This is a genomic window from uncultured Piscinibacter sp., assembly GCF_937952055.1.
In the GTDB taxonomy this organism is placed as follows: domain Bacteria; phylum Pseudomonadota; class Gammaproteobacteria; order Burkholderiales; family Burkholderiaceae_C; genus Piscinibacter.
This window is the reverse complement of the sequence record NZ_CALFYO010000021.1, coordinates 389,195-410,007: the sequence shown is the minus strand read 5'-3', so window position 1 is coordinate 410,007 and position 20,813 is coordinate 389,195. Positions and strand designations below refer to the sequence as shown.

Here is a 20,813-nt window from a genome sequence, read left to right as displayed (position 1 = left end):
GGAGTCGTTGCGTGCTTCGCGCCATTGTGAGCCGCGGCGCTGCGAGCGGATACAAGCCCTCACAGGGCATGCGCCACAATCGTGGCCATGACGTTTCCACTCGGATCGCTGCGTGCCGACGGGGGCGCGGCACAGTCTTCATCCCCGTCCGGGCGTGTCTCGCGTGAGGCCGCCGGTGCACCGCTCATGCCGCGCTGGCGCGCACGCCTGGCGCTGGGGCTGGGCGCCGTGCTGTGGCTGCTCGCGCTGATCGCGCTGGCCACGCACAGCGCCTCGGACCCGGCCTTCACCACCTCGGGCAGCGTCGAACAGGCGACCAACAAGGCCGGGGCGCTGGGCGCGCTGTTCTCCGACGGCCTGTACTTCCTGTTCGGCTTCTCGGCCTGGTGGCTGATGCTGATCAGCCTGCGCGTCTGGCTCGGCGCGTTGGCCGGTGTGCTGCGCAGCGAGCAGGCACCGGCGCCGCCGGTCGATCCGCACGAGCCGCCGGCCTGGCTGTTCTGGGTCGGCATCGTCGTGCTGCTGGCGGCGAGCTGCGCGCTCGAGTCGACGCGCCTGTACCAGTTCGAGTCACGCGTGGCCGGCGGCCACGCCGGCGGTGTGCTCGGCGTGCTGCTCGGCCCGATGAGCCAGACGCTGCTCGGCTTCGCCGGCTCGGGCGTGCTGTGGATCGCCGCGCTGGTGGCCGGCATCGCGATGTCGTTGAAGTTCTCCTGGCTGCGCGTGGCCGAGGCCATCGGCACCTGGCTCGATGCCTTCCGCGAGAAGCGCGCCGAACGCCTCGAGCGCGCTGAGGACATTCGCCTCGGCGAGCGCGCGCTGCGCGAGCGCGAGGTGGTGGTCGAGGTCGAGCACCTGCTGCACGAGGAGCACCTGCCCATCGTCATCGAGGAGCCGGTGGCCGAGCTGCCGAAGTCGGCGCGCGTGGCCAAGGAGCGGCAGAAGCCGCTGTTCACCGAACTTGCCGACACCAAGCTGCCACAGGTCGACCTGCTCGATGTCGCGCCCGCGGGCCGGCAGGAGTCGGTCACGCCCGAGACGCTGGAGATGACCTCTCGGCTGATCGAGAAGAAGCTGAAGGATTTCGGCGTCGAGGTGCGCGTGGTCGCGGCCTCGCCAGGCCCGGTGATCACGCGCTACGAGGTCGAGCCGGCCACCGGCGTGAAGGGCGCGCAGGTGGTCAACCTCGCCAAGGACCTGGCGCGTTCGCTGTCGCTGGTCAGCATCCGCGTCGTCGAGACCATCCCCGGCAGGACGACGATGGCGCTCGAGCTGCCCAACGCCAAGCGGCAGATGATCCGCCTGTCCGAGATCCTCGGCTCGCAGGTCTACAACGACGCCGCCTCGCAGCTGACCATGGGCCTGGGCAAGGACATCGTCGGCAATGCCGTCGTCGCCGACCTGGCGAAGATGCCGCACTGCCTGGTGGCCGGCACCACCGGCTCGGGCAAGTCGGTGGGCATCAACGCGATGATCCTCAGCCTGCTCTACAAGGCCGAGGCCAGGGACGTCCGCCTGATCCTCATCGACCCGAAGATGCTCGAGATGAGCATGTACGAGGGCATCCCGCACCTGCTCGCGCCGGTCGTCACCGACATGAAGCAGGCCGCCAACGCCCTCAACTGGTGCGTCGGCGAGATGGAGCGCCGCTACAAGCTGATGAGCAAGATGGGCGTGCGCAACCTGTCCGGCTACAATAAGAAGATCGCCGACGCCGCCGAGCGCGGGGAGAAGGTCCCCAACCCGTTCAGCCTGACGCCCGAGCAGCCCGAGCCGCTGGAGCGGCTGCCGTTCGTGGTGGTGGTGATCGACGAACTCGCCGACCTGATGATGGTGGTGGGCAAGAAGATCGAGGAACTGATCGCGCGCCTTGCGCAGAAGGCGCGTGCCTCGGGCATCCACCTCATCCTGGCCACGCAGCGGCCCAGCGTCGACGTGATCACCGGCCTGATCAAGGCGAACATCCCGACCCGACTGTCGTTCCAGGTGTCCAGCAAGATCGACAGCCGCACCATCCTCGACCAGATGGGGGCCGAGGCCCTGCTCGGCCAGGGCGACATGCTCTACCTCACGCCGGGCGGCGGGCTGCCGGTGCGCGTGCACGGTGCCTTCGTGTCCGACGAGGAAGTGCACCGTGTCGTCGAGTACCTGAAGTCGCAGGGGGAGCCGAACTACATCGAGGGCATCCTCGAGGGCGGCACGCTCGACGGGGAGGGGGGCGACGTGCTCGCCGGCGAGGCCGGTGCGGTTGGTGGCGAGAGCGACCCGATGTACGACCAGGCGGTGGCCATCGTGCTGCAGCACAAGCGCGCCTCGATCTCGCTGGTGCAGCGCCACCTGCGCATCGGCTACAACCGAGCGGCGCGATTGCTGGAACAAATGGAGAAATCCGGGCTCGTAAGTGCCATGTCCACCAACGGCAATCGCGACATCATCGTCCCGAGCCGCGACGCATGAAGCTTCGTTTCCCGCTCTTGCTGGCGCTTTGCGGCGCGGCGTTCTCGGCGCATGCCGATGCAGTGGACACGTTGCGCGAGTTCGTGCGCGAGGTGAAGAGTGGCAAGGCGCAGTTCACGCAGACCGTCACTTCGCCGGATGGCGCGAAGCAGAAGACGAGCAGCGGCAGCTTCGAGTTCTTGCGGCCCAACCGCTTCCGCTTCGCCTACACCAAGCCGTTCGACCAGGTGATCGTCGCCGACGGGCAGAAGGTGTGGATCTACGACGCCGACCTCAACCAGGTCAGCTCGCGCAGGCTCTCCGCGGCGATCGGCGCGACGCCGGCGGCGCTGCTGGCCGGCGGCAGCCTGGAGAAGGACTTCCAGCTCTCGCCGCTGCCCGCGGCCGACGGGCTGGAGTGGGCCGCGGCGAAGCCCAAGGCGAAAGAGAGTGCCTTCGATTCGCTGAAGGTCGGGTTTCGCGGCAAGGAGCTTGCCTCGGTGGAGATCGTCGACAGCTTCGGCCAGCGCTCGATGCTGCAGTTCAGCCAGTTCAAGCCGAATGCCGCGACCTCGGCCGACGCGTTCCGCTTCGTCGCGCCGAAGGGCGCGGACGTGATCGAGCAGTAGCGCCCGCGCCTTCGCTCAGAAGGCGAGCTTGAAGCCGATCGTCCACAGCCTGACGCGGGGCGACTCGTTCTGCGTCGCCCACGACGCGTTCAGGCTCAGCCGGTCGGATGCGGCCCAGCGTGCACCCAGCCCGAGCCTCTCGTCGCTGCGGTCGTCGCCGTAGACCTCGCCCGTCAGGTCGACGCCGTTGGCCAGAGCCTTCTCGATGGCGAGGTTCCAGGTTGTGCTGTTGGCGTCGGCGCGCTCGCTGCGCGCCCAGCCGAGGTTGGCGTGCGCCGTCCAGCTCGATGCGAGTTCGCGCGTGGCCACCAGGTTCATGTAGGTGAGTTCGTGCTCGAACGAACTTCCCGTGCCCTTCTCCCCGGTCAGCCCCCACGCCAGCGTCAGGCCGACGCCGTCGCCGGCGCGCGCGATGATGCCGGTCTTGCCGCCGAGCAGCAGGCCCTGGGCTGTCTCGCCGCCGCGGCGGGCGCGGCTGTAGGCGAGCGCCACCTGCGTGTGGGTGCCGACGCCGCAGGCGCCTTGCAGTGTCCAGCCCTTCAGCGCATCGACGCCGGAGGGCTTCAGGTGCGAGTAGAAGCCCTCGGCCTCGCACTGGCCATGCCCGAGGACGTCGGCGTCTTCCGTGGCAAGCGGTCGGCCGGCGTGGGCCGTGCCGGCCAGCGTGAGCGCGGCGGCGGCGAGAAGTGTCAGTCGTGTCATGAGGGGTCCTTGTCGTGCGTCGTCGTGCGGAACGGCTCCCAGCCTTCCGGCCCGAGGGGCCCGCGCTCACGTCCCGGGGCGGGCCGATCGGGCAAGCGCGACACGTTGGTGGCGCGGCTCGGCCCGCGCCGCTCCTGGCCGTGCCAGGCCGGCGGCCATTCTGTCGGTGCAGCGTCGAGCAAGGCGACGATGCGCGAGGCCTGCGTGCGCAGATGCAGGGCCGCACGGCGTGCGCGTTCGCGTTCGGCCGCGTCGTGGATGCCGGTGCCCTGCCAGCGTTCGAGTTCCGGCTCCAGCCCGGACAGCGCCGAGGCCAGGGCTTCGAGCGAGGCGATGACCTCGGGGGCGCGGGTGGGGCGAGATTCGTTCATCGGAGGTTGCGGACGGTCGTTCCCAGCATCGTCACTTCGGCGCGGAACTTGAGCGCCCGGGCTGGCTGCGACAATCCGTCCATGTCCACGCTGGAACTGCCGCTCGAACCGCACGCGCCGCCGCCGGGCGTGCCCGCCGATGCGCCGCTGGCCGAACGGCTGCGGCCCGCCACGCTGGCCGAGGTGATCGGCCAGCAGCACCTGCTCGGGCCCGGCAAACCGCTGCGCGTGGCCTTCGAATCCGGCCGGCTGCACTCGATGATCCTGTGGGGCCCCCCCGGGGTGGGCAAGACCACGCTTGCGCGGTTGGTGGCCGGCGCCTTCGATGCGCAGTTCATCGCCATCTCGGCCGTGCTCGGCGGCGTGAAGGACATCCGCGAGGCGGTCGAACGCGCCCAGGCGGTGCAGACCCAGGGCCGGCGCACGGTGGTGTTCGTCGACGAGGTGCACCGCTTCAACAAGAGCCAGCAGGACGCCTTCCTGCCGCACGTCGAGTCCGGCCTGTTCACGTTCATCGGCGCAACCACCGAGAACCCGTCCTTCGAGGTCAACTCGGCGCTGCTCTCGCGCGCGACGGTGCATGTGCTGAAGAGCCTCGGCCTCGAGGACCTGCTCGCGCTCATCGAGCGCGGCCGTGCACTGCTGAACGCGCCGCCGCTGTCCGAGGCGGCGGCGCAGCGCCTCGTCGGCTACGCCGACGGCGATGCGCGCCGCCTGCTCAACGCCTACGAGAACCTCGTCGCCATGGTCGGCGAGGTGGCCGAGATCGACGAACCCATGCTGGAGAAGTCGCTCGGCGAACAGCTGCGCCGCTACGACAAGGGAGGCGAGCAGTTCTACGACACCATCTCGGCGTTGCACAAGTCGGTGCGCGGCAGTGACCCGGACGCGGCGCTCTACTGGTTCGTGCGCATGCTCGATGGCGGCGTGGACCCGCGCTACGCCGCGCGGCGCCTGATCCGCATGGCCAGCGAGGACATCGGCCTGGCCGACCCGCGTGCGCTGCGCCTGGCGCTGGACGCCGCCGAGACCTACGAGCGCCTGGGGTCGCCCGAGGGCGAGCTGACGCTTGCGCAAGCGGTGGTCTACCTCGCCATGGCGCCGAAGAGCAATGCCGTCTATACCGCCTACAAGGCGGTGCGCGCCTTCATCGCCGCCGACGGCACGCGGCCGGTGCCGCTGCACCTGCGCAATGCGCCGACCAAGCTGATGAAGAGCCTCGACTACGGCCGTGGCTACCGCTACGCCCACGACGAGGAGGGCGGTTTTGCCGCCGGCGAGAGCTACTGGCCGGAGGGCATGGCCCCGCCGCAGTTCTATGAGCCGGTGCCGCGCGGGCTGGAGATCCGCATCGGCGAAAAGCTGGACGAATTGCGCCGCTTGAACGAGGGGGCGAAGAAACGTCGGTGAGGTGCCGGCCAGACGTTCGATCTGCGGCGTCAACGTGTGGAAACTCCGTAGGATCTGCCTAGTGCGGCACCCCTAGAATTCGCCCCCGACGCCCAACCCTTAGGTGAAAGCCAAGGCCCGACGCACGACGTGCGGCGGGCTTTTTGCTACTAGAGTGAATGCGCCCGGGTGGGGCGCCCCGTTTCCGCCCGCCGAGGCCGCCGCCTCGAACAAGGTGGCCCGATCGAAGAAGCAGTTCCGGCAGGAGATTCCCCGATGGAGACCTTCATCCAGCAGATCATCAACGGTCTGGTGCTCGGCAGCATGTACGCGCTGGTGGCACTGGGCTACACGATGGTCTACGGCATCATCAACCTGATCAACTTCGCTCACGGCGAGGTGCTGATGGTCGGAGCCCTGGTCAGCTGGACGATCGTCACCGCGTTGGCCGGTTCCGGCCTGCCGGGCTGGGCGATCCTGCTCATCTCGCTGGTCGGCGCGATCCTGGTCTGCACCACGTTGAACTTCACCATCGAGAAGGTCGCCTACCGGCCGCTGCGCAATGCGCCGCGCCTGGCGCCGCTGATCACCGCCATGGGCATGAGCCTGCTGCTGCAGACGCTGGCGATGATCATCTGGAAGCCGACCATCAAGAGCTACCCGATCCTGCTGCCCACCGAGCCGATCAACGTGTTCGGCGCGGTCATCAACACGGTGCAGATCATCATCCTCGTCACCACCGCGGTGACGCTGGCCGGCCTGATGTACCTCGTCAACTACACCAAGCTGGGGCGCGCGATGCGTGCCACCGCGGAGAACCCGCGCGTCGCCGGCCTGATGGGCGTGCGCCCCGATATGGTGATCTCGGCCACCTTCATCATCGGCGCCTCGCTCGCTGCCATCGCCGGCGTGATGTGGGCCGCCAACTACGGCTCGGCCTCGCACACCATGGGCTTCCTGCCCGGGCTGAAGGCGTTCACCGCGGCGGTGTTCGGTGGCATCGGCAACCTCGCCGGCGCGATGGTCGGCGGCGTGGCGCTGGGCATCATCGAGGCGCTGGGTGCCGGCTACATCGGCGCCCTGACCGGCGGCATCCTGGGCAGCCACTACCAGGACATCTTCGCTTTCATCGTGCTGATACTCGTGCTCACGCTGCGGCCCTCGGGCCTGCTCGGCGAGCGCGTGGCAGACCGCGCCTGACCCCGAGGAGCACAGACCATGAAAGACAACAAGCTCGTCGTCTTCCTGCTCGCCGCCGTTGGCCTGCTGATCTTTCCGCTGCTCGCGCAGCAGTTCGGCAACGCCTGGGTGCGCATCATCGACATCGCGCTGCTGTACGTGCTGCTCGCCCTGGGGCTGAACATCGTGGTCGGCTACGCCGGCCTGCTCGACCTCGGCTACGTGGCGTTCTACGCGGTGGGCGCCTACATGTTCGGCCTGCTCGGCAGTTCGCACCTGTGGGAGACCTTCCCGTCCATCGCCGCGATGTTCCCCGACGGCCTGCACACGCCGCTGTGGATCGTCATCCCGGCCGCGGCGCTGCTTGCCGGCCTGGCCGGCGTGCTGCTCGGCGCGCCGACGCTGCGGCTGCGCGGCGACTACCTGGCCATCGTGACGCTCGGCTTCGGCGAGATCATCCGCGTGTTCCTGAACAACCTGGACCATCCGATCAACATCACCAACGGCCCGAAAGGCATCGGCCCGATCGACTCGATGCACATCTTCGGCTTCGATCTGGGCAAGCGACACGAGATCTTCGGCTACGACATCCCGCCGGTGATCAACTACTACTACCTGTTCCTCACGCTGGTGGTGATCAGCGTGGTGATCTGCTACCGGCTCGAGCGCAGCCGCATCGGTCGCGCGTGGATGGCCATCCGCGAGGACGAGATCGCCGCCAAGGCGATGGGCATCAACACGCGCAACATGAAACTGCTCGCCTTCGGCATGGGCGCCACCTTTGGCGGCGTGGCCGGCGTGATGTTCGCCGGCTACCAGTCGTTCATCACGCCCGAGGCCTTCAGCCTGCCGGAGTCGATCATGATCGTGGCCATGGTGGTGCTCGGCGGCATCGGCCACATCCCTGGCGTGATCGTCGGCGCGCTGTTGCTCGCCGCGCTGCCCGAGGTGCTGCGCTACGTCGCCGGCCCGCTGCAGTCGATGACCGACGGCCGTCTCGACGCGTCCATCCTGCGCCAGCTGCTGATCGCGCTGGCGATGATCGGCATCATGCTGGCGCGCCCGCGCGGCCTGTGGCCTTCGCCCGAGCACGGCAAGGCCGCACCGAATCCGGCCCCGGTGAAGTGAGGAGCGCGCGATGAGCGAAGTCGTGTTGAAGGTGGCGGGTGTCTCCAAGCGCTTCGGCGGCCTGCAGGCGCTGTCCGACGTGGGCATCACCATCACCAAGGGCCAGGTCTACGGCCTGATCGGCCCCAACGGCGCGGGCAAGACGACGTTCTTCAACGTCATCACCGGCCTGTACACGCCGGACTCGGGCACGTTCGAGCTCGGCGGAGCGCCCTACAAGCCCAGCGCGGTGCACGAGGTGGCCAAGGCGGGCATCGCGCGCACCTTCCAGAACATCCGCCTGTTCGCCGAGATGACGGCGCTGGAGAACGTGATGGTGGGGCGCCACGTACGCAGCCACTCCGGCCTGATCGGTGCGGTGCTGCGCACCGGCGGTTTCAAGGCCGAGGAAAAGGCGATCGCGCAGCGCGCGCAGGAGCTGCTCGATTACGTCGGCATCGGCAAGTACTCGGAGTTCAAGGCGCGCACGCTGAGCTACGGCGACCAGCGGCGCCTGGAGATCGCCCGGGCGCTGGCCACCGACCCCAAGCTGATCGCGCTGGACGAGCCGGCCGCCGGCATGAATGCCACCGAGAAGGTGGTGCTGCGGGAGCTGATCGACCGCATCCGCAACGACGGCCGCACGATCCTGCTGATCGAGCACGACGTGAAGCTGGTGATGGGGCTGTGCGACCGCGTCACCGTGCTCGACTATGGCAAGCAGATCGCCGAAGGCACGCCGGCGGACGTGCAGAAGAACGAGAAGGTGATCGAGGCTTACCTCGGCGCCGGACACAAGGCGCATTGAGGATCACGACATGGCGAACACGTTGCTCGAGGTCAGTGACCTGAAGGTGGCCTACGGCGGCATCCAGGCCGTCAAGGGGGTGTCCTTCGAAGTGCAGGAAGGCGAGCTGGTCAGCCTGATCGGTGCCAACGGCGCCGGCAAGACGACCACGCTGAAGGCGATCACCGGCCTGCAGCCGTCTGCCGCCGGCGAGATCAAGTTCATGGGGCGCAGCATCAAGGGCCAGGGCTCCTGGGACCTCGTCAAGCAGGGTCTGGTGATGGTGCCGGAAGGGCGCGGCACCTTCACGCGCATGACCATCACCGAGAACCTGCAGATGGGCGCCTTCGTGCGCAAGGACAACGAGATCGAGGCCGACGTCGAGAAGGTGTTTGCCATCTTCCCGCGCCTGAAGGAGCGCCGCAACCAGCTCGCCGGCACCATGTCCGGCGGCGAGCAGCAGATGCTCGCGATGGGCCGCGCGCTGATGGCGCGGCCCAAGGTGCTGCTGCTCGACGAACCCTCGATGGGCCTGTCGCCGATCATGGTCGACAAGATCTTCGAGGTGGTGGCCGACATCCACGGTCGCGGCACGACCATCCTGCTCGTCGAGCAGAACGCCAGCCGCGCGCTCGGCCTCGCGAACCGCGGCTACGTGATGGACTCGGGCGAGGTGACGATGAGCGGCGAAGCCAAGGCGCTGCTCGCCGACCCGAAGGTGCGGGCCGCGTACCTGGGCGAGTGAACGCGGCGGGCGTCAGTCCACGCGCGCGCCGCTGCGCCGGACCACGCCCTCGTACTTCGCGAGCTCCGACTTCACGAAGGCGCCGAACTGCTCCGGCGTGGTCGGCATCGGCTCGGCCAGCAGCGTGGCCAGCCGGCTCTTCAGCTCGGGCGAGCCGAGCGCCTCGACGAAGGCCTTGTTCAGGCGCTGGGTCACCTCGGCGGAAAGGTTCGCCGGGCCGAACAGGCCGAACCAGGTGTGGATGTCGAAGTTCGCCAGCGTGCCGCCGCCCTCCGCGATGGTGGGCAGTTCGGGCACGGCCGGCGAGCGTTTCGCGGTGGTGACCGCCAGGGCGCGCAGCTTGCCCGCCTTGATGTTGGCCGAGGCCGAGGCAAGGTTGTCGAAGTTCAGGTCCACCTGGCCCGACAGCAGTGCCAGCTGAGCCGGGTTGCCGCCGGCATAGGGGATGTGCACCATGAACACGCCCGCCTGCGCCTTGAACATCTCGCCGGCGAGGTGCCCGGCGCTGCCGTTGCCGCCCGAGCCGTAGTTCAGCCTGCCCGGATTCTTCTTCGCGGCGGAGACGAGATCGGCGACGCTCTTCACGCCGAAGCGGTCGGCCGCTTCGGGGTTCATCACCAGCACGTTGGGCACCTGTGCCACGCCGGTGATCGGTGTGAAGTCGCGCATTGGATCGTAGGGGATCTTCGCGTACAGCCAGGGGTTGATGGCATGCGTGGCCACTGCGCCCATGAGGATCGTCGTGCCGTCGGGCGCAGCCTTGGCCGCCGCGTCGGCACCGAGGTTGCCGCCCGCACCAGGCTTGTTCTCCACCACCACCGTGCCCAGGCTGTCCCGAACCTGGTGGGCCAGGGCTCGCGCCACGATGTCCAGCGGTCCGCCGGGCGGGTAGGGCACGATCATGCGGATCGGCTTCGCACCTTGCGCGAATGCCGGTGCGGCCAGCGCTGCCACGGCCAGGGTCAGGAGATCACGCCGTTGCGCCATGCTTGTCCGCCTCCGAAGTGAAACTGTCCGCGTAGAACTCGTCGGCGGGAAGGCCGCAGCGAGCCACGAAATCCTTCTGTGCCGATTCGACCATGATCGGCGCGCCGCAGGCATAGACCTGGTAGTCGGTGAGGTCGGGAAGATCGGCCATCACGGCCTGGTGGACGAGGCCGGTGCGGCCGGTCCATGCGTCCTCGGGCTTCGGCTCCGAGAGTACCGGCACGTAGCGCAAGTTCGGCAGCCGCTGCGCCGCCGTTGCCGCCCAGTCGTGCAGGTAGAGATCGGCCCTGCTGCGGCAGCCCCAGTACAGGATCGTCGGCCGCGAGATGGCCTTGAACGCCATGTGCTCGATGATCGCCTTGACCGGGGCGAAGCCGGTGCCGCTGGCCAGGAGCACGATCGGCTTGTCGCTGTCTTCGCGCAGGAAGAAGCTGCCGAACGGGCCTTCCAGGCGCAGGATCTCCTTCTCCTTCATCGTCCCGAACACGTGGTCGGTGAACTTGCCGCCGGGCATGTGGCGGATGTGCAGCTCGATCGCCGGCTTGTCGGTCTGTGTGTGCGGCGCATTGGCCATCGAGTAGCTGCGCCGCGCGCCATCGCGCAGGATGAATTCGACGTACTGGCCGGCGTGGTAGCGCAGCGGGTCGTTGGCGGGCAGCTGCAGGGTGAGCACGGCCACGTCGGGCGAGGGCCGGGCGATCGCCATCACGCGTGCCGGCATCTTGCGCACCGGAAACTCGCCGGCGCCGGGCACGGTGCGCGCCTCGATGACCACGTCGGTCTGCGGCGCAGCGCAGCAGGTCAGCGTGAAGCCGGCAGCCTCCTCGTCGGCCGACAAGGCCTTGGCCTGGTGCGCACCGTGGATGACGCGGCCTTCGAGCAGGCGGCACTTGCACGAACCGCAGGCGCCGTCCCTGCAACCGTAGGGCAGGCCGATGCCCTGCCGGATGGCCGCGTGGAGGATGGGTTCGTCGCGTTCGACGCTGAAGCTGCGGCCGCTGGGCTGCACGGTCACGGTGAAGGACATGGCGCGGGTCTTAGACTGGGAACGAGAGCAGAACCTCGAATTGTGCCCGCAGCCTCATGTCCCTTGCCTGCCAGTCTCCCCGGCGCCGACCGCGTCCCACCCTGCTGATCGTCGGCTGCGGCGACGTCGGCCTGCGCGTTGCCAGGCTGCTGCGTGGTCGCTGGCGCCTGATCGCGATCACGTCGAGCACGGACCGGCGCGCCGAGCTGCGCGCGGCCGGCATCCTGCCGTTGGTCGCTGACCTGGATGATCCGGCGACGCTGCAGCGAGCCGCCGGCCTCGCCGACGCGGTGCTGCATCTCGCGCCGCCGCCGCTGCAGGGCCGCAGCGACCCGCGCACGGCCGATCTGCTGCGCGCGCTGGCGCGGCGCGGGGCCGTGCAGCGCATCGTCTACGGCAGCACCACCGGGGTGTACGGCGACTGCGGCGGCGAGCAATTCGGCGAGACGCGTGCCGTGGCGCCGGCCACCGACCGCGCCTGGCGCCGCGTCGATGCCGAGCGCCGGCTGCGCTGGCACGGCCGCACCTTTGGCGTGCGCGTGACCATCCTGCGCATTCCCGGCATCTACGCCGGCGACCGGCCGGGCGGCCACCCGCGCGAGCGACTCGCGCGCGGCACACCGGTACTCGCCGCCGAGGACGACGTGTACACCAACCACATCCATGCCGACGACCTGGCGCGCGCTTGCGTGGCGGCGCTGCATCGCGGACTGCCGCAGCGTATCGTGCACGCGAGCGACGACACCGAGCTGAAGATGGGCGACTACTTCGATCTCGCCGCCGAACTCTGCGGCCTGCCGAAGCCGCCGCGCATCACGCGCGCGCAGGCGCGCGAGCAGCTCTCGCCGATGCTGCTGAGCTTCATGAGCGAATCGCGGCGACTGGACAACGCGCGACTGAAGCGGGAGCTTCGGCTGAAGCTGCGCTACCCGACGGTGGAAAGCGGCCTGCCCGCCTGAGCCCGGGTCAGATGCCCTGCGGGCGGCGCAAGGTCTTCATGCGGTCGGTCGCGTGCACCGTGATCGTCTGCAACTCGTCGTCGCGGACGATGGTCAGCGTCACGTCGCGCTCTGCGCCGTCGCGCCAGAGCGTCTTCCACAGCGTCTCCAGCGCGCCGACCTCGGCATCGTCGATGCGCAGGATGCGGTCGCCAGGCTGCACACCGGCGGCATCGGCCGGGCTGTCACGGGTCACGCGCAACACGTGCACCTCGCCGCCGCTCTCGGTGCAGTTCAGACCCAGCCAGGCGCGCGTGCTGCCGCGCGAGGCGCCACGCGCGCGCATCTCGGCGAGGATGGGCTTGAGCAGGTCCACCGGCACGAACATGTTGCCGGGCAGGCGCCCGCGTCCCGGCCCCATCGCATCGGTCACCACCAGCGAGCCGATGCCGAGCAGCTCGCCGTCGAGGCTGAAGAGGCCCGCGCCGCTGTGGTCGGTGCGCGGCGGCACGGTGAACAGGGCCGCGTCGATGTGGTACTCCCAGTAGCCCGAGAAGGCGCGCTGCGACACCAGCCGTACGACGCTGAGCGGGCTGTCGGGCCGTCCGCTGGCGACCACCAGCGGCTCGTCGGGGGACAGCGCCGCCGAGCGGCCCAGGTGCACCGGCTCCACGTGCAGCGGCGCGAGCGCCTGCACGAGGCCGAAGCCGGAGGCGAGGTCGTAAGCCACGATGCGCGCCGGAACGCGCCGCTCGCCGTCGACGATCAGGTCGACACGCTCTGCCTCGAGGATCAGGTAGCCGATGGTCAGGACCAGGCCATCGTCGCCGATGACCACGCCGGAGCCGTGGCGGTGTTTGCCGAGCGCGGCGATCGAGCCGGCCTCCTCGACCGCCTCGCTGAGCACGCCGACCACGGCGGACCGAGCGCGCTCGAGCAGTTCGGTGCGGGCCTCGAACTCGCTTCGTGAGGCCTGCGCCATGGCCACGCCCAGGGGCAGGCAGAGCAGGGTGGCGATCAGCTGGCGGCGCAGCAGCCGCAGGAAGGAAGAGGCCATGGCGGACTCCGGCGTACGGCTCGAAGCCGCAGCATGATCCTTCGCGACGGCCGTGAGAAGCCCAGGGGCTTTGCGGTGCCGCCGCGTGCCCTCAACGCCGTCCGAACGGAGGCTGGCCGCGCCAGTATCGAATCATCAGGAAGCCGCCGAGCATGCCACCGAGGTGGGCGAAGTGCGCCACACCCGATTGCGTGCCGGTCACGCCGAACAGCAGCTCGAGTCCGCCGAACACCATGACGAAGGTCTTCGCCTTCATCGGGATGGGGGGGAACAGCGGCATGATGATGCGGTTCGGGAACATCATGCCGAAGGCGAGCAGCAGGCCGAACAGGCCGCCCGAGGCGCCCACCGTGGGCGCGCCGCCGGCGACCACGCCGACGAGCAGCTGGGTCAGCGCGGCCGTCAGGACGCTGGCGAAGTAGAACTGCAGATAGCGCTTGGCCCCCCACATGCGCTCCAACTCGGCGCCGAACATCCACAGACCGAGCATGTTGAAGAACAGGTGGCCGAGGCTGCCGTGCAGGAAGGAGTAGGTCACCACCTGCCAGGGCATGAAGTGACTGCCCAGCGGCCACAGCGCGAACAGCGCGGTCAGCATGCGGCCGAACAGCTGATCGGCCGCGAACAAGGCCACGTTGATGAGCAGCAGCGCTTGCGTGATCGGCGGCAGGGCGGGCATGGTCGTCGGGGTTGGTGCCGGAGGCCGGAATCGAACCGGCACGAGGTTGCCCTCGGCAGATTTTGAGTCTGCTGCGTCTACCGATTTCGCCACTCCGGCAGGTGCGGGCGCTGGGTAGGCCTTAGAGGGGACGGATTATGTCATGCGCCCTGCGCGGGCCTGTCCGCCCTGCGACAATCCCCGCGAGGAGAAGCGATGAGCGCGAACGACCCCCGCTACCCGACGCTGGAAGACGTGATCGGCAACACGCCGCTGGTGCGGCTTGTGCGCGTGCCCGGCGCCGACAACGAACGCCGCGGCAATGTGATCCTCGGCAAGCTCGAGGGCAACAACCCGGCCGGCTCGGTGAAGGATCGCCCGGCGATCAGCATGATCCGTCGCGCCGAGGAACGCGGTGAAATCAAACCTGGCGACACGCTGATCGAAGCCACCTCGGGCAACACCGGCATCGCACTGGCCATGGCCGCGGCGATGCGCGGCTACCGCATGCTGCTGATCATGCCGGAGGACCTCTCGATCGAGCGCGCGCAGACGATGAAGGCCTTCGGCGCGGAACTCATCCTCACGCCGCGCTCGGGCGGCATGGAGTACGCGCGCGACCTCGCCGAGCAGATGCAGCGAGAGGGCAAGGGCCGCGTGCTCGACCAGTTCGCCAACGCCGACAACCCGCGCATCCACTACGAGACCACCGGTCCGGAGATCTGGCGCGACACGCACGGGCGCATCACGCATTTCGTCAGTGCCATGGGCACCACCGGCAGCATCACCGGCACTTCGCGCTACCTGAAGGAGCGCAACCCCGCGGTGCGCGTCATCGGCGCGCAGCCCAGCGAGGGCTCGCGCATCCCCGGCATCCGCAAGTGGCCGCAGGAGTACCTGCCGAAGATCTACGACCCCTCCTGGGTCGACGAGACCGTGCTGGTCAGCCAGGCCGACGCCGAGGAGATGGCCCGGCGCCTGGCGCGCGAGGAGGGTCTGTTCGCAGGCATCTCCGCCGCAGGCGCCTGTTCGGTGGCGCTGCAGATCGCGGCGCAGGTGCAGAACGCGACCATCGTCTTCATCGTCTGCGACCGCGGTGACCGCTACCTGTCCACCGGAGTGTTCCCCGCATGAGCGTGGCGGGCGATTCACCGTCCGGTCCGCGCCCGCCCGGCGGCCGGGGGCTGGCGTGACCTACCGCTTCTGTCCGTCGTGCGCGACGCCGCTGCAGTGGCTTGCGCGCGAGGAGGATGGCGGACCGAAGCAGCGGCTGCGCTGCCCCGCCTGCGAGTGGACGCACTGGAACAACCCGACGCCCGTGCTCGCCGCGGTGATCGAGATGGCCGACCGCGACGGTCGGATCCTGCTGGCGCGCAACGCCGCCTGGACCGGACGCATGTTCGCGCTGATCACCGGCTTCATGGAGGCCGGTGAATCACCGCAGGACGGCATCGCGCGCGAGGTGAAGGAGGAGACCTCGGTGTGTGTCGATGCGGTCGACCTGATCGGCGTCTACGACTTCCAGCGCATGAACCAGGTGATCATCGCCTACCACGTGCTGGCACGTGGCGAGATCGCTCTTTCGCCCGAGCTCGCCGAGTACAAGCTCTTCGCGCCTCAGGACGTGCGCTGCTGGCCGGCCGGCACCGGCTACGCGCTGGCTGACTGGCTGCGTTCGCGCGGCCATGCCCCGACGTTCATCGAGTGGCCGCCGCGCCCGTAGAATCCCGCCTTCGCCGAGGACACACCGCCATGGATGCCCAGAAAGAGATCGACACCCGCGGCCTGAACTGCCCGCTGCCCATCCTCAAGGCCAAGAAGGCCCTGGCCGACATGAAGAGCGGGGACGTGCTCAAGGTGGTGGCCACCGATCCGGGCTCGGTGCGCGACTTTCAGGCCTTCGCTCGGCAAACGGGCAACGAGCTGGTCGAGCAGTCGTCCGCCAACGACGAATTCGTGCACTACCTGCGTCGGCGCTGAGCGCATCTGCGGTCAGAGTTCGAGCGACTTGAGGTACGCACGGAATCCCGGCCCGAGCTGCGGGTGAGCCAGCGCCAGCTCCACATTGGCCTGCAGGAAGCCCTCCTTGCTGCCGCAGTCGTAGCGCCTGCCCTCGTAGCGGTAAGCGAACACTTTCTCGCGCCGCAGCAGGGCAGCGATGCCATCGGTGAGCTGGATCTCGCCGCCCACGCCGCGCGGCTGGTTCAGGATCTCGTGAAAGACGCCGGGGGTGAGGATGTAGCGGCCAGCCACGCCCAGCCGGGACGGGGCCTCCTGCGGCGCCGGCTTCTCGACGATGCGCTGGACGTCGATCAGGCGCTCGTTGACCGGGGTGCCGTCGACGATGCCGTAGCGACGCGTTTGCTCGGGGGGCACCTCCTGCACGGCGATGATCGAGGCGCGCCATTCGGCGAACAGCTCGGTCATCTGCTGCATGACCGGCTTCTCGCCGATCATGAGGTCGTCGGCCAGCAGCACCGCGAACGGGTCGTTGCCCACCAGCCGCTGGCCGCACAGCACCGCGTGGCCGAGCCCGAGCGCCTGGGCCTGGCGCACGTAGATGCACTCCATGTCGTCGGGCTTGACGCTGCGCACCACGTCCAGCAGCTCCTGCTTGCCCGCCTGTTCGAGGGCTACCTCGAGCTCGAAGGTCATGTCAAAGTGGTCTTCGATGGGGCGCTTGTGCCGGCCGGTGACGAAAATCATCTCGCGCACGCCGGCGGCATAGGCCTCCTCGACGGCGTACTGGATCAGCGGCTTGTCGACCACCGGCAGCATCTCCTTCGGCTGCGCCTTGGTGGCCGGCAGGAAGCGGGTGCCGAGGCCGGCCACGGGGAAGATCGCCTTGGTGACTTTCATTTACTTACAATCCCTTCTCAGTTGCCAAATTCTTGCACGGTCACGATGACGGGAACGGTCCCGAGAGCCGCAAACACGCATGGATCTTCTGGTCATTGAACCGCTCGAGAGCGAGGTCATGCAATGGCTCGAGTCGCGCCACGCCGTGCGCTTCGCGCCGGAACTCGCACGCGAGCCGCGAGCCCTTCGGCAGGCGCTCTACAACGTGCGCGCCATCATCGTGCCGCCGAGCTGCGCGGTCGACGCCCAGGCACTGCACTATGCACCCTTGCTGCGCGCGGTGGGGCGCGTCAGCGCGGGCGCCGAGAACATCGACCTCGATGCGTGCGCGCGCGCCGGTGTCGAGGTGGTGCGCAGCCTGACGGCGAGCGCGCAGGCCGAGGCGGAGTTCATGGTCGGCGCGCTGCTGTCCATGCTGCGCCGCGTTCCGGTGGTCGGCAGCGACGGCATGCTGGTCGGGCGCGAGCTCGGTGCCGCCACCGTCGGGCTGGTGGGCATGCCCCCGGCGGCGCGCTCGATGTCCCAGCTGCTCGGCGCCTTCGGTTCCAAGGTGGTGGGCTACGACCCCTCCCTTCACGCCAGCGACTCGGTCTGGGAGCGCTGGCGAGTCCGACCGATGGCCCTGCGCGAACTGCTCGAGGTGTGCGACGCGGTGTGCGTGCAGCTCACCTACTTCAGCCGCTACCAGGGCTTGCTCGGGGAGCGCTTCCTGCCCTTCTGCAAGCCGAACCAGGTGATTGTCAGCACGGCGCACTCGGCCTTGTTCGACGAACAGGCACTCGCCGACGTGCTGGCCAGCGGCCGCGTCGCGGCGGCCTGGTTCGACAGCATGGAGCCCGGTGCACTGGACAGCGACCGTCCGCTGTCCGGCATCAGCACCTTGCAGATCACGCCACGCGTGGCCAGCACCACGCGCGAATCGCGCCTGCGCAGCGCCTGGGCGGTGGCGCGTCGCATCGACGAGCTGCTCGCCACCGCGCCCCAGCCGCAGCGCGACTTCAGGCCGACGGACCCAAGCGTTCCAGCTGATCTCGCAGACGGTCCCGTGTCGACGTGAACTCGGCGATGCGCTGACGCTCCTGCGCCACCACGGCGGCCGGAGCGCGCGCGACGAAGCTCTCGTTGGCGAGCTTGGCGGTCGCCTTGGCGATCTCCCCTTCGAGGCGGGTGACCTCCTTGCCCAGGCGTTCGCGCTCGGCGGCCACGTCGATCTCGACGTGCAACGCCAGGCGGACCTCGCCGCGCACCACCACCGGCAGGTGCTGGGTGGCGCGCGCGAAGGCGGACTCGTCGTCGAACACCTGTACCTCGGCAAGCTTGGCCAGCGCGACGAGGACCGGTGCGGCCTCGCGCAGGAAGTCGTTGTCACCGCAGGCACGCAGCGGCACGCGCTGCGCCGGCGACAGGTTCATCTCGCTGCGCAACGCACGGCAGGCACCCGCCAGGTCTTTCAGCCTGCCGATCCAGGCATCGGCCATGGGGTCGACCTTGTCGAGCTGCGCCTGCGGATAGGGCGCGGCGACGATGCCCTGCGGCAGGTGGCGACCGGCCACCGGGGCGACCTTCTCCCACAGCTCGGCGGTGATGAAGGGCGTGATCGGGTGCAGCAGGCGCAACACGGTCTCCAGCGCGCGGATCAGCGTGCGCCGCGTGGCGCGCTGCTGCGCCTCGGTCCCGTTGGCGATCTGCACCTTGGCGATCTCGATGTACCAGTCGCAGTACTCGTCCCACACGAACGTGTAGATCGCGCCCGCGACGTTGTCCAGCCGGTAGTCGGCGAAGCCCTGCGCGACGGCGGCCTCGACGCGCTGCAGCTCGCCGGTGATCCAGCGGTCGGCGCTGGAGAAGCTGAGGTAGCCGTGGAAGGGCTGACCCGGCGCGCACTCCGCCTTGGTGTGTTCCTTCAGCCCGCAGTCCTGCCCCTCGCAGTTCATCAGCACGAACTTGGTGGCGTTCCAGAGCTTGTTGCAGAAATTGCGGTAGCCCTCGCAGCGCTTGCTGTCGAAGTTAATGTTGCGTCCCAGGCTGGCCAGCGACGCAAAGGTGAAGCGCAGCGCGTCGGCGCCGAAGGCCGGAATGCCCTCTGGGAACTCCTTCTCGGTGTCCTTGCGCACGCGCGGCGCGGTTTCGGGGCGGCGCAGGCCGGTGGTGCGCTTCTCCAGCAATGCGGGGAGCGCGATGCCATCGATGAGGTCGACCGGGTCGAGCACGTTGCCTTCGCTCTTGCTCATCTTGCGTCCCTGCGCATCGCGCACCAGGCCGTGGATGTAGACATGGCGGAAGGGCACCTGGCCGGTGAAGTGCACCGTCATCATGATCATCCGAGCGACCCAGAAGAAGATGATGTCGAAGCCGGTGACGAGCACCGACGAGGGCAGGAAGAGATCCTGCTCGACGGTCTTCGCCGGCCAGCCGAGCGTCGAGAACGGCACCAGCGCCGACGAGTACCAGGTGTCCAGCACGTCCGGGTCGCGCTGCAGCGGGCCCGCATAGCCGTCCTCCGTGGCCTTGGCGCGGGCTTCCTCCTCGCTGCGCGCCACGTAGACCTGGCCGTCGATGCCGTACCAGGCCGGGATCTGGTGGCCCCACCAGAGCTGGCGCGAGATGCACCAGTCCTGGATGTTGTTCATCCATTGGTTGTAGGTGTTCACCCACTGCTCGGGGACGAACTTCACCGAGCCGTTCTCCACCACCTCGATGGCCTGCTGCGCGATCGACTTGCCGTTCGCTCCCGGCTTGGTGGTGGCGACGAACCACTGGTCGGTGAGCATCGGCTCGACCACCTGGCCGGTGCGCGCGCAGCGCGGCACCATCAGCCGGTGCTTCTTCACCTCCACCAGCAGGCCCTGGGCCTCGAGGTCGGCGACGACCTTCTTGCGCGCGACGAAGCGGTCCAGCCCGCGATAGGCGGCCGGGGCGTGATCGTTGACCTTCGCGTCCAGCGAGAGGATGCCGATGACCGGCAGGCCATGGCGCTGGCCGACCGCATAGTCGTTGGCGTCGTGCGCGGGCGTGACCTTCACCACGCCGGTGCCGAACTCGCGGTCGACGTAGGCGTCGGCGATCACCGGGATGTCGCGGTCGCACAGCGGCAGGCGCACGGCCTTGCCGACCAGCGTCGCGTAGCGCTCGTCCTGCGGATGCACCATCACGGCCACGTCGCCGAGCATGGTCTCCGGGCGGGTGGTGGCCACCACCAGCGAGCCGCTGCCGTCGGTCAGCGGGTAGGCGATGTGCCACAGCGAGCCTTCCTCCTCCTCGCTCTCGACCTCCAGGTCGGAGACAGCCGACATCAGCACCGGGTCCCAGTTGACGAGGCGCTTGCCGCGATAGATCAGCCCTTCCTCGTAGAGCTTCACGAAGGTCTCGGTGACCACCTTCGAGAGCTTCTCGTCCATCGTGAAGTACTCGTGCTCCCAGCTCACGCTGTCGCCCATGCGGCGCATCTGTCGCGTGATCGTCGCGCCCGAGCTGTGCTTCCAGTCCCACACGTGCTTGAGGAAGGTCTCGCGACCGAGGTCGTGGCGGCTGATGCCGGCCTCCTGCAGCTGGCGTTCGACGACGATCTGCGTGGCGATTCCCGCGTGGTCCGTGCCCGGCACCCACAGCGTGTTGAAGCCGCGCATGCGGTGGTAGCGCGTCAGCGAGTCCATGATGGTCTGGTTGAACGCGTGGCCCATGTGCAGCGTGCCGGTCACGTTCGGCGGCGGCAGCTGGATGGAGAACGACGGCCTGCTCGGGTCCAGCGTGGGGCGGTAGGCGCCGCTTCTCTCCCACAGCGGGCCCCATTGGGCCTCGATGGCGGCGGGTTCGAAGGATTTCGCAAGTTCGGTCATGGCGCAGGCAGGCACGGCCGGCGGCCGTGAAACAGAGTGCAAGGCGGGGAGGCGCCGATTGTAGGTGGTGGTGCCGGCCTGCTATGGTGCGGCCGCGAGGATTCCC

General features: G+C 68.9%; 20 protein-coding genes and 1 tRNA gene. 12 read left to right on the top strand and 9 right to left on the bottom strand.

The window, feature by feature from the left end:
• Positions 1-186: 186 nt before the first annotated feature.
• Positions 187-2,457, top strand: a complete 2,271-nt coding sequence (locus Q0599_RS16180; RefSeq protein ID WP_298831453.1) for a DNA translocase FtsK — start codon at positions 187-189, stop codon at positions 2,455-2,457.
• The gene (gene lolA / locus Q0599_RS16175) at positions 2,454-3,065 is read left to right on the top strand and encodes an outer membrane lipoprotein chaperone LolA (protein ID WP_298831450.1); all 612 of its coding nucleotides are present in this window, start codon (positions 2,454-2,456) and stop codon (positions 3,063-3,065) included. The genes Q0599_RS16180 and lolA overlap by 4 nt, the downstream gene beginning before the upstream one ends.
• 15 nt (positions 3,066-3,080) lie before the next feature.
• Here lolA and Q0599_RS16170 read toward each other — a convergent pair whose 3' ends face one another.
• Both Q0599_RS16170 and Q0599_RS16165 read right to left on the bottom strand, forming a co-directional pair.
• Positions 3,081-3,767 (bottom strand): hypothetical protein, encoded by a 687-nt coding sequence (locus tag Q0599_RS16170; protein WP_298831448.1) that lies wholly within the window; start codon positions 3,765-3,767, stop codon positions 3,081-3,083.
• Positions 3,764-4,138, bottom strand: a complete 375-nt coding sequence (locus Q0599_RS16165; RefSeq protein WP_298831446.1) for a hypothetical protein — start codon at positions 4,136-4,138, stop codon at positions 3,764-3,766. Before Q0599_RS16165 ends, Q0599_RS16170 begins: the two co-directional genes overlap by 4 nt.
• Before the next feature lie 81 nt (positions 4,139-4,219).
• Between Q0599_RS16165 and Q0599_RS16160 the strand changes: the two genes are divergently transcribed.
• The 5 genes from Q0599_RS16160 to Q0599_RS16140 all read left to right on the top strand — a co-directional run bounded on the left by Q0599_RS16160 (position 4,220) and on the right by Q0599_RS16140 (position 9,345).
• Positions 4,220-5,548, top strand: a complete 1,329-nt coding sequence (locus Q0599_RS16160) for a replication-associated recombination protein A (protein WP_298831443.1) — start codon at positions 4,220-4,222, stop codon at positions 5,546-5,548.
• A gap of 255 nt (positions 5,549-5,803) precedes the next feature.
• On the top strand, positions 5,804-6,727 hold the full coding sequence (locus Q0599_RS16155; RefSeq protein ID WP_298831440.1) for a branched-chain amino acid ABC transporter permease: 924 nt from the start codon (positions 5,804-5,806) through the stop codon (positions 6,725-6,727).
• A gap of 18 nt (positions 6,728-6,745) precedes the next feature.
• Positions 6,746-7,834, top strand: a complete 1,089-nt coding sequence (locus Q0599_RS16150) for an ABC transporter ATP-binding protein (protein WP_298831437.1) — start codon at positions 6,746-6,748, stop codon at positions 7,832-7,834.
• A 10-nt stretch (positions 7,835-7,844) separates the two neighbouring features.
• Complete coding sequence (locus Q0599_RS16145; protein ID WP_298831434.1) at positions 7,845-8,621, top strand: ABC transporter ATP-binding protein; 777 nt, start codon at positions 7,845-7,847, stop codon at positions 8,619-8,621.
• A 10-nt stretch (positions 8,622-8,631) separates the two neighbouring features.
• The gene (locus Q0599_RS16140; RefSeq protein ID WP_298831431.1) at positions 8,632-9,345 is read left to right on the top strand and encodes an ABC transporter ATP-binding protein; all 714 of its coding nucleotides are present in this window, start codon (positions 8,632-8,634) and stop codon (positions 9,343-9,345) included.
• Between the two features lie 12 nt (positions 9,346-9,357).
• Here the strand turns inward: Q0599_RS16140 and Q0599_RS16135 are convergent, their stop codons facing one another.
• The gene (locus tag Q0599_RS16135; protein WP_298831428.1) at positions 9,358-10,332 is read right to left on the bottom strand and encodes a tripartite tricarboxylate transporter substrate binding protein; all 975 of its coding nucleotides are present in this window, start codon (positions 10,330-10,332) and stop codon (positions 9,358-9,360) included.
• Positions 10,316-11,359 (bottom strand): CDP-6-deoxy-delta-3,4-glucoseen reductase, encoded by a 1,044-nt coding sequence (locus tag Q0599_RS16130; protein ID WP_298831425.1) that lies wholly within the window; start codon positions 11,357-11,359, stop codon positions 10,316-10,318. Before Q0599_RS16130 ends, Q0599_RS16135 begins: the two co-directional genes overlap by 17 nt.
• Before the next feature lie 56 nt (positions 11,360-11,415).
• Here Q0599_RS16130 and Q0599_RS16125 point away from each other — a divergent pair, with 56 nt between their 5' ends.
• Positions 11,416-12,318 (top strand): SDR family oxidoreductase, encoded by a 903-nt coding sequence (locus Q0599_RS16125; protein WP_298831422.1) that lies wholly within the window; start codon positions 11,416-11,418, stop codon positions 12,316-12,318.
• A 7-nt stretch (positions 12,319-12,325) separates the two neighbouring features.
• Here the strand turns inward: Q0599_RS16125 and Q0599_RS16120 are convergent, their stop codons facing one another.
• From Q0599_RS16120 to Q0599_RS16110, 3 genes are all read right to left on the bottom strand, one after another.
• The gene (locus tag Q0599_RS16120; protein ID WP_298831419.1) at positions 12,326-13,354 is read right to left on the bottom strand and encodes a S1C family serine protease; all 1,029 of its coding nucleotides are present in this window, start codon (positions 13,352-13,354) and stop codon (positions 12,326-12,328) included.
• A gap of 91 nt (positions 13,355-13,445) precedes the next feature.
• Positions 13,446-14,033 carry a rhomboid family intramembrane serine protease gene (locus Q0599_RS16115; RefSeq protein ID WP_298831416.1) on the bottom strand — a complete coding sequence of 196 codons (588 nt, stop codon included), beginning with the start codon at positions 14,031-14,033 and terminating at the stop codon, positions 13,446-13,448.
• Positions 14,034-14,045: 12 nt separating this feature from the next.
• Positions 14,046-14,132 (bottom strand) — tRNA-Leu (locus tag Q0599_RS16110).
• 96 nt (positions 14,133-14,228) lie between these two features.
• Here Q0599_RS16110 and cysM point away from each other — a divergent pair.
• Genes cysM through Q0599_RS16095 form a run of 3 tightly spaced genes read left to right on the top strand, consistent with a single transcriptional unit; the run spans position 14,229 to position 15,992 of the window.
• Complete coding sequence (gene cysM, locus Q0599_RS16105) at positions 14,229-15,146, top strand: cysteine synthase CysM (protein ID WP_298831413.1); 918 nt, start codon at positions 14,229-14,231, stop codon at positions 15,144-15,146.
• A 55-nt stretch (positions 15,147-15,201) separates the two neighbouring features.
• Positions 15,202-15,735: an NUDIX domain-containing protein gene (locus Q0599_RS16100; RefSeq protein WP_298831410.1), complete on the top strand. Its 534-nt coding sequence runs from the start codon at positions 15,202-15,204 to the stop codon at positions 15,733-15,735.
• 29 nt (positions 15,736-15,764) lie between these two features.
• Positions 15,765-15,992, top strand: coding sequence for a sulfurtransferase TusA family protein (locus Q0599_RS16095; RefSeq protein WP_112189054.1), 228 nt, complete (start codon positions 15,765-15,767; stop codon positions 15,990-15,992).
• A 12-nt stretch (positions 15,993-16,004) separates the two neighbouring features.
• Here the strand turns inward: Q0599_RS16095 and galU are convergent, their stop codons facing one another.
• The gene (galU, locus tag Q0599_RS16090) at positions 16,005-16,871 is read right to left on the bottom strand and encodes a UTP--glucose-1-phosphate uridylyltransferase GalU (protein ID WP_298831395.1); all 867 of its coding nucleotides are present in this window, start codon (positions 16,869-16,871) and stop codon (positions 16,005-16,007) included.
• A gap of 79 nt (positions 16,872-16,950) precedes the next feature.
• Here galU and Q0599_RS16085 point away from each other — a divergent pair, with 79 nt between their 5' ends.
• Positions 16,951-17,928, top strand: coding sequence for an NAD(P)-dependent oxidoreductase (locus tag Q0599_RS16085; protein WP_298831392.1), 978 nt, complete (start codon positions 16,951-16,953; stop codon positions 17,926-17,928).
• Here Q0599_RS16085 and Q0599_RS16080 read toward each other — a convergent pair.
• Complete coding sequence (locus Q0599_RS16080; protein ID WP_298831389.1) at positions 17,870-20,707, bottom strand: valine--tRNA ligase; 2,838 nt, start codon at positions 20,705-20,707, stop codon at positions 17,870-17,872. The two genes, Q0599_RS16085 and Q0599_RS16080, sit on opposite strands and share 59 nt — an antisense overlap.
• Between the last annotated feature and the right edge of the window lie 106 nt (positions 20,708-20,813).